This window comes from Corynebacterium glyciniphilum AJ 3170, assembly GCF_007673095.1.
Taxonomy (GTDB): Bacteria; Actinomycetota; Actinomycetes; order Mycobacteriales; family Mycobacteriaceae; genus Corynebacterium.
The window spans coordinates 1-215 of the sequence record NZ_VDYZ01000452.1 but is presented as its reverse complement, the minus strand read 5'-3'; the positions used below and the strand labels follow the sequence as shown (position 1 = coordinate 215).

Annotated in this window: 1 protein-coding gene; it reads right to left on the bottom strand. The window is 66.0% G+C overall.

Annotated elements, in window-relative coordinates:
- Positions 1-24: 24 nt before the first annotated feature.
- On the bottom strand, positions 25-215 hold a 191-nt coding region (locus tag FS507_RS20210; protein WP_222121496.1), incomplete at its 5' end, for a hypothetical protein.

Here is a 215-nt window from a genome sequence, read left to right as displayed (position 1 = left end):
TACCCCTCCGTCTACTCCTACTCCTCACCCAACTCCCTCACCATCTCCCTCCCCAACCACCACTTCCTTCCTCCATACCCCACCCCACCCCATCCACCTCTTCCCCCCCCTCCCCTCGCCCCATCCATCCACACCAACCCCAATCCCCACCCCCACCACCACCACCCCCCCAATCATCACCCCACTCCCCCCTCCCCTGCCGTCCAGTCGCCCCT